5 protein-coding genes are annotated in these 9,248 nt (G+C 31.3%); 4 read left to right on the plus strand and 1 reads right to left on the minus strand.

Annotated features, from left to right (window positions below; all coding sequences use genetic code 11):
- The 4 genes from FTU69_RS13170 to FTU69_RS13185 form a co-directional block, all read left to right on the plus strand.
- A partial coding sequence (locus tag FTU69_RS13170) for a type I secretion C-terminal target domain-containing protein (protein WP_180104016.1) occupies positions 1 to 3,375 on the plus strand: 3,375 nt, incomplete at its 5' end.
- A gap of 349 nt (positions 3,376 to 3,724) precedes the next feature.
- Positions 3,725 to 4,744, plus strand: coding sequence for a ComEC/Rec2 family competence protein (locus FTU69_RS13175; protein ID WP_180104017.1), 1,020 nt, complete (start codon positions 3,725 to 3,727; stop codon positions 4,742 to 4,744).
- Positions 4,734 to 6,188: a hypothetical protein gene (locus FTU69_RS13180; protein WP_180104018.1), complete on the plus strand. Its 1,455-nt coding sequence runs from the start codon at positions 4,734 to 4,736 to the stop codon at positions 6,186 to 6,188. The genes FTU69_RS13175 and FTU69_RS13180 overlap by 11 nt, the downstream gene beginning before the upstream one ends.
- Positions 6,175 to 8,676 (plus strand): DEAD/DEAH box helicase, encoded by a 2,502-nt coding sequence (locus FTU69_RS13185; protein ID WP_180104019.1) that lies wholly within the window; start codon positions 6,175 to 6,177, stop codon positions 8,674 to 8,676. Before FTU69_RS13180 ends, FTU69_RS13185 begins: the two co-directional genes overlap by 14 nt.
- A gap of 109 nt (positions 8,677 to 8,785) precedes the next feature.
- On the opposite strand, the gene FTU69_RS13190 is transcribed toward FTU69_RS13185, so the two are convergent.
- Entirely contained in the window at positions 8,786 to 9,148 is a 363-nt protein-coding gene (locus tag FTU69_RS13190) for a hypothetical protein (RefSeq protein WP_180104020.1), read from the minus strand.
- Positions 9,149 to 9,248: the final 100 nt, after the last annotated feature.

Raw genomic sequence — 9,248 nt, forward strand, 5'->3', positions numbered from 1 at the left:
GCAGCGGCAGAAGCAGCCTATGCAGCAGCGGATCAAGCACTTGCTGATGCGATTGCAGACAATGCCATCAGCCAAGCGGAAGTGGATGCCTTAACGCAAGACCTTGCGGCAGCCCAACAAGCGAAAGCAGATGCGCAAGCAGCGGTGGATGGTATTGTTGATGACTTCCCAACTGAAGCGGGTGACTTCCAAGTCCGTCTCAATGATTTGATGGATATCGTGATTCCAGCGGTAACCCCAACGCTTAATGCAATTAATGATGAATATGTATTGGATATGGGGCAAGAAGCTTTAATAGAGCGTGATGCTGAAAGTTACAATGACGTAACTTATATTGACCTATTAGGTGGCACAGAAGGTGAAATCTTAGGTGCAGATTTTTCAATCCCACAAGATCCAAATGATGTAGGTCAAGCACATACAGGCAATATCACTATTACAGCTTCACAACAGGATTTTTTATCTGTCGCAGAAGCGTTCCAGCTTATTGTTTATCAAAATGTAGCCGGAGTACAAACTGAAGTAGCCCGTATTGGTAACCAAGGGGGAGTTGTTACTCTTGGGGGGGTAGGTATATTAGGGATTGTGAATAACCCAGATGGTATTTCGGTTACATTGTCTGATCTTCCTGAGGGTGAATACACGGCTGTAGTTGCAAAAGATAGTAGTCTCTTGTCTGATCTGATCTATGGTATTGAGTTAGATAAACTTGGTGGAGAGGAAGCTATCTTAGGTGCATCAAATGAGCAAGCTATTTATAATGCAATTAATGCAGTATTAACTCCAGAGCTAGCTGCACCATTAGTAACTTTGGTTCAAGCAATTTTAGTTCCCGTAAATACGATTGGATTACCAATTTCTAGTGTAGTTAGTCAATTGCTTGATGTTTTACCAGTTGAAGTGATTGATGAGTTAATTGATCAGGTAGTTGGGCCGCTTGTAACAAATACCTTGACATTGTATGAAAGCACAGACATTACAATTGCTGGTACAGAAGAGGTTTTCCCTACATATACATTCTCATCAAATGTATTTGAAGATAACGGGAATGGTGTCGATGTTGCACCAGCAGGTACGATCATTAGTGAAATTGATGGAAATTCAGTATCAGGTATTGAAATAATCCAAGGTGATTATGGTGTTCTTGAAATTAATACAGTTACAGGTGCGTTTACCTATAAAGTAACAACTGGTGAGGAGGCTCTTGGTAAGACGGAGATCTTCAATTACACAATTCAGAATGGTACTCAAACGGATACTGCGCAAATTATTATTGATATTGCGGGAACACCGTTTGATGACAGTACATTATTACCACCTGACTACGTAGATGAAGTCGTAGCAAATGATGATCTGGCAACAGTTCAAAATTACTACGAAGAAATTGGTGATGACATTGGTACAACAGGAGGAGCATCGCAACTATTAGGCGTTAGCTTGGTAGGTATTGATATATCTTTAGGTTCAGAAGTTCCTTTCAACTTTGAAGTTGAACAAAGTACAACTTCTGATGTAACTATAAATGTTTCAGGTAGTGTAATCGATGTAGGACTTGGTGTATTAGGAACTCTCTTAGGTTTAAATTCAGCTCAGATATTTAATGCTGTACTTGAACGACACTATGTGGATGATAATAACGTATCGCAAGTTGAATATATTGTTGTGCCAAATGCTATTACATTCACGCCAGGGATTACTTCTACGTATAGTGGTACTGTGACTGTGGAAGATTTACCACCTGGAACGTATACTCTTGCATTGCAAGAAACCCCACAAAATGTAGGTTTATTACAAAGTATATTAAACGTACTTGATTCAGCATTATCTGCAGAACTTTTTGGTGGTGTTGAGTTTGAAATTACTTCTCAAACAGATAAGTACCTAGGCTCTAACGAAATTGAGGGTAACGTGATCAGCAGTACGGATGGTGCCGACCTCGTTAACTCAACGACTTACGTTAAATTTGTAAGTAATGAGTTAGGTGATCCAGACGTAGCAATTGATAACGGCAATACTGTGGTTGAAGGTGCTTATGGTACGCTTTATATTTCACCAAACGGTGCATATAAGTATGTCAGTAATGGAGACCTAGCAGACATTGGTAAAGTCGATACCTTCACTTATACAATTCGTGATTTTAACGGTTCAGAAGATACTGCGCAGTTAAATATCAGAATTGATGGCGAAGGCTTAATCACCTGGCCAAGTGATCCTACAGAAGTGGGTGCAGATCAGGCGGTAGTAGTGAATGCCACCAATGACGTAGGTGAAGTTTCGACTAGCTTGGTGTACAACACAGCTACGACAGTTACTGCAACGTCTGTTACGACAGGTTTAACTAATATCACTAGTACAGCAGCTGTGACTAAATCGATGTCATTTACTGTAGGTCCTAATGATGGAGCAACTTCTGTATCAACAGGTGTTACAATAAGCGAGAACAGTCCTCTTGCCTCTGCTTCAGGTAATGTAATTGCTACATTAAAAGACAGTTTAGGGAATATCATTGCGACTTTACCATCGCAATTCGTTACAACGTCTACCCTCAATATTTTAGATACGCCTACTGCTACTGCAAACTTTAGTAACTTGGTTCTTAATTCGGGAACTTACACTATAGAATATAGTTTCAGTGGTTTAAGTGGCTCAGCTTATCCTGTAACGCTAACAGCCTCTCCAGTAACAATGAATAAGATAGATCTTGATTCTTATCAAGCCGTGAATAGTGCTGAATTAACTGAAACAGGTAATATCTTCACAGATGGTACTGCTGATATTTTAGCAAATAAGTTCACAACTTTAACGATTGGTACTCAAACGCTGACTCAAAGCTCAGGTGATGTTGTGATTACAGGTACTTACGGTAATCTGACAATTAGTGGTGATGGTGAGTATAGTTATCAAGCTAATACTGCCAATTATGGTGGTGTTGAAACGTTTAATTACACACTTACATCTTTATCTGGCGAGACTTCAACTGCAACCTTAACAATTGGTGTAGGACGAGATTTCACAAGTACAGCATTTAATGATGTGATCACCACTAATTCAAATGGTGGTGATACTGTGATCTATAACGTACTTAATTCAGCGAGTAACAGCGGCGGAAATGGAACAGATACCTGGACCGACTTTAATGCTACTGAAGGGGATAGTATTGATATCTCAGCACTACTTAGTGAACAAAGTGTTACAAGCGAAACTTTAGGAAATTTTGTGACCCTAGAGCAACGTGGAGAGCATACCGTCGTTACGATTGATCGGGATGGTTCTGCGACAGATATTACATATGCAAAAACGGATTTGATTATACTTGAAAATACGACAGCATCTAATTTGGTGTTGGATGATTTAATTAAGTACAACCAAATTTAAATTATGAATCAGGAGGATTTTAGAATCCTCCTTTAGATTGCAAAAAATCCCGCTCAAGAGCGGGATTTTTTAAATCTCGTAAAACGACACATCGATTGTCATTTAATTTGCAATATAATCAATAGTTTAAATCGAATTGCGACATATGATGACATCAATAAACGACATGACTCTTGTCATTATCTTAAAACAACGACGCAACTTATGTCATTAGAAACAATAAAGATAAATTTTTTCATTAGATGCGAGTGTTAAGTATGCAAAATGAAGACCATAGAAATTTGAAATATCTATTTATTTTTTATAAAAAAAGTTAAGATATTTTAAGGTGGGTAAGTTTTAAACTATTATGTTGAAAGTTCATGTTTTAGATGCGGGGCATGGTGATTGTATTCTTCTGGATTTTGAGCACACTAAAATCCTAGTAGATAGTGGTCCCAAAAAAATGAAAATAAGAAAAGCTATTATTCCAACATTAGAAGCCTTATTGGGTGACTCAAGAAAAATTGATTTAGCGATTGTTACACATAATGATGATGATCATATTGGGGGATATAAATACTTATTACAAACTAGTATTAAAATCAAAAAAATAGTATTTAATAGTCTGAATGATATACCTGATATTGTTGCAATAAGCTCTCCTCAAATCTCTTTCAAACAGGATAATGAGCTAAGAAAACAATTAATAGAAGATAAAAAAATAGCCATAGATACACTGACTATATTTGATAGTCCTATTGTGATTAATGGTATCAAAATAGAGGCTATAACTCCTACAGTAGAAGCCTTAGAAGAGATGTATAGAGCTTATGACGCTGGTGAAATCTCTAAGGGGGAAAAAGAGTTAAGTCCAACACAGATTTCAGCCTATAAAAAAAATGATGTGCCATTAGGAGAATGTTTAGTTAAGATTGAAAAAAATGAAGATACTTTTATTAGAGATACATCTAAACCTAATAAAGCAAGTATAGCTTTTGTAGTTGAGTATAGAAATTTTAGAGGGTTGTTTCTAGCTGATGCATATGCTGAGGATATTGTTAATGGAATAAAGCTTAAAAATTATGAGGATAAAAGTTTTAACGTAATAAAATTATCTCATCATGGAAGTGAAAAAAATACAAATATGGACCTTTTACGGATTGTTGGAAAAACTGAATACATCTTATGTGCAGATAAGTCAAAGCATAATCATCCTAATAATCGAACAATTGCAAGAATATTAAGTTTTGATAATAACCCTACAATACATTTTAGTGCTAAAAAGCAAAATTTCATAAGTTTATTCACTGAACTTAAAGATTTAAATAAAGTGATTAATGCTACATTTTCTACAGATAACTTGAATACAATAGTCTATGAATGCTAATAATTTTATAAAAGTAAGGTCTATTGATGACGAATCTACAGGATTCTTTTTTCAATCTTATGATGAAAAAAAATCTTTCGTTATAGCAACTAAACATGGAATTTGTGATTTAAAAAGTAGTTGTGAACTTTATAGTGGTCAAGTAATTGATTGCTGTAGAAATTGTACTAATCAGTTTGATAGATCTAAGATAGAACTTAATAGTGGAGAGTTTAAACTTAAAATTAAAAATATATACTATGAGATTAATAAGGACATAGTATTAATTGAGGTTAGTGAAAATTCAGATACAAAATTAAAAATTAATACTAGTGTTGATAGTAATAAATATTATGCACATGGGTTTATGAAATCGGATGAGCAACATAGCAGGCTTGTTCTAGATTGTCCCCAAATAATAAATAATAAAATTCAATATAATCTTTATTCGGATCCAACGCCTAATTTGGAGGAAAAGGATGATAGCTATTATGGTATATCAGGCTCAGTGGTTTTTACTTCCCACGAAAAAAATTGGGTAGCAAAAGGTTTACTAATACAAAATGGCAAACATAATGATTTAATTGCTGAGGACTTATCAAGTTTAAATTTTGAAAGTATTGATAACTTTTTTGAATGCAAAGTTTTTGATACAACGCTATTTAGTATCAAGATTAAGAATAGTCTAAGTGAACATTTTGAAACTATTCATACTAAGGGTATTTCTGAAAAACTTAAGTTGGTATTGTATGCACCAAGAAAAACTGGATATCCGCATTATGATATTAAGGATATTTGTGAAACTATAACAAATGATTTTTATCAAATATTTATGCCAAAAAAAGGAAATATTAACTTTATACCATATCATGCAGTGAAAGTAATATTTGAAAATATAGAATTAGAACCTGTCAATAAGATTTTAAGTGCTAGAGTAGCAGAGGCATATTTAAATGCACCTCACTTATATTCAACTAGTTTAAGTGATGAGTTATATCACCATACACATTATTTATTTATAAATGATGGTTTAGATCTAGCTATTTCAAATTATTGTGGGCATAATGCATTGGAATCAAATATTAAAATAAATATTGAACATATTATATCGAATGTTAATAATTATCAATTCAGTCAAAATTTGTTACTTGAAAGATCTTTTTTGGATCAAAATATTGATCAAGAAATATGTGATAGAATTTTTGATATTCTTTTTAACTATGATGGAAGAATAAGTAATTTTTGTTTAATCTATACTTTGTCAATGGAGTTATTTATTGAATCGGAATTTGATAATGTTAATGATTATATTATTAGTATAATAAATAAGGCTTGTGATAAAATAGATAATACGATACTGAAAAAACTTAATTTAGGCTTAAATTTACATATTATAGTAATACCAATGAATGTAGAAAATGAGATTGCAGATAAATTCTTAAAGGATCTTGATGGTGGAAGTTAATGCATTAGAATACATCTGTACAAAGATAACAGAGAGTGATGACTTTAAGAAAAAATATGAGAACTTAATTCAATTAAGTTCTAATCTTATTTTTCAGAATTGTTTTAACGATTTTACACCCCTTTTAAAAAAAGAAGATCAATCTAAAATTTTGAAATATTGTGATTTTCTATCAAGTTCTGAGCAATCTAAAAATAAGAATTTAGCGTTAAAAATTGTTGCACTAATTGATGATATTGCTGGTGAAGATGAATATAAAGAATTAATAAAGAAATCTGTTTTAAATAAATTTGGTTTATTTTCTGCTGCAGAAATTTTTACATCAGAAAAGGTGGAAATATCTGCAACAAGTCGTATTATTAGTGAAATAAGAAAAGTTAGACAAACTATTTCTAATTCTAATGATATTTTCACAAATAATCAGTATGATCTTTATAATGATATTATAAGTGAAAAGTATTTTAGCTTTTCTGGACCAACCTCAATTGGTAAATCTTTTTTAATTAAAAATTGTGCTATACAACTTTCAAAAGAATATAAAAATATTGTTTTTATTTTACCGACTAAAGCTTTGTTAGATGAATTCGTTATAAGTTTAAGAAAAATAATCAATGAACAAAAAATGGATTATTTGAATGTTGGTAAAACTATTTCAAAACTGCGAGAGGATAAGCATAATATTTTAGTTTTAACGCAGGAAAGATATAATAGTTTACTATATTCACCTGAGTACTCAGATATTATTATTGATATAATTTTTGTAGATGAAGCTCATAAATTACTAGAAAAAAATAAGAGGTCTATAACTTTATTTAAGGTAATTAATAGGTCTCTATCTAAGTTTCCCCAAATGAAGCTTATATTTTCTTGTCCCATAATTTCTAATCCTAATATATTATTTGACCTATTTAATATTAAAAATGGTACAAGTAAGACTATTAAAGAAAGTCCTGTCTCACAGAATTTATATTCGATAGATTTAGGAAATAATCAATATCAATACTATGACACTATTACAAATAAAATTGTCGATATTGAACATGATAAAATTTATTCTAATGACTTTGACTTCATACATTCAATTGGCGGGGGGAGTGATTCTAATCTTATTTATTTTTCAAGTAAGATTGATTGTATAAATAAATCTATTTTTTTTAAAAACTATTTAATATCAAATGGTGAAACTTGTACAGTTGATCAAGAACTACTTAGTGAATCCGAACTTATTTCTAAATATATTCATAGTGATTTCGCATTGGCTGAATTAATAAAATATAAAGTAGCTTTCCATCATGGTGGTTTACCTTCTTTTATTAGAAAGCGTATTGAAGATCTTTATGCAAAAAGAAAGCTTAAATATATATTTTGTACTTCCACTTTGCTTGAAGGTGTAAATCTACCAACAAAAAATGTTTTTATTTATCCTTTCAAAATTACTAATAAAGACGATGGATCTAGATTAGATTTTTGGAATTTAGCAGGGCGTGCTGGTCGCTATAAAAATGAACTTACTGGTAATATATTTTGTATTAATCTTCAAGATAAAAGTTTTAATAAAAAAGAAATTCTATCTAAAAATGATGTAATATTAACAGATAACTTAACCAAAACTATTTTATCAGATAAAAAAATTTTAAATTACCTTAATGATAAGGTTAAAAAACCTGAATCAGCAGTTGTCCAGTTTTCAACTATAATTTTATCAGAGATATTAGATTTTAAAGAAAATAATAAACTTGGTCCAAATTTATTATCTATACCTTACCAAAAAAGATCTAAAATTATTGAGGCTGGTGAAAGTTTTCTTTCTAGAAAAGCAATTAATGATATAAATATTTCTGTCTTCTCAGAAAATCATACAATTAGTTCTGAAATACAAGCAAAAGCAATGTCTTTTGCTCGTAATATTAATAATATATTAACTACTTTTAAAAGAGATGATTTTTTTAAATATATAAAAATGATCAATAAAATTTATGGTCTTTTTAGGGATGATATTCTTTTTGTATACCAAGGAATAGCTTATTCTTGGGTAAGAAGAAAATCTATTAATGAGATTTTAAATGATTCTATAACCTATAGTAACAAAGTATATTTTGATTATAAGTGGATAGATTTTGATAAAAGTAATCCTAATCATATCAATGCTAAAATTTCTCAAGTGATTACAACTTTAGAACACGATATAGGATTTACTCTAGAAACGCATGTCAGTCACTATTATCAGTTGTGTAAATCTATTCATGGTGAGGAAAAAGCTGGTATAAACTTAGCTAAATTTTTAGAATATGGAACTATTAATTCAAAAGATATTGCTATTCAGGAATATGGTTTTTCACGAGTTGCATCCATTCAACTACTAAGAAATTATACAGATTATTTAGAGTTTGATGAAAATGATGACCTTATTTCAATTGATTTAAAAAATATTATTACTGAATCAGAAGATAATATTTTATTAAATCGTGAGGCAAAATGGTTGTGTTAAAATATTAATCTACTATTTATGGTTTTTTGATATTATTTTGAACAGTTTACTCTACTCATAATTCTTCTATTAGTATATTATTATCAATAAAAGTGAGATGAATTCTTAACTAAGAGTTTGAGGTATAACCATAGCCTTTCTTAATCAAATCAATTACATCAGCTTTCCTATAAAATTTTATTTTATGTGTGTTACCAATTAAAAGGGGTGTAATAAGTCCCTGAGTGCTTAAATTAGGTATATATGACTTATGCATATTCATGAGTTTACTAGCTTCAGCACCTGTTAAGTATTCACTCCTAATTTTTACAGCTCTATTAATATCGGAGGTTTTAATTACTTTCCAATAAAGTAAATCCTCGATTTTAAGTATTTCTGTTTTGATCCAATATGTATTGAACCAGTTAGATGGACAATTTAATAATTGAAGAGCATCTTCATAATGGGCAGAGTAAAACTTGAAGTGCGACATAAACCACCTAATTAATTTAAAGGGTTTATGGAGTATATAAAATTGTCATACCATCATCTTAACTTTGAAGATCGTACTGCATTAATGCTTGAGTCAAGAA

Origin of the sequence: Acinetobacter sp. YH12134 (assembly GCF_013418555.1) — a bacterium.
Lineage (GTDB): Bacteria > Pseudomonadota > Gammaproteobacteria > Pseudomonadales > Moraxellaceae > Acinetobacter > Acinetobacter indicus.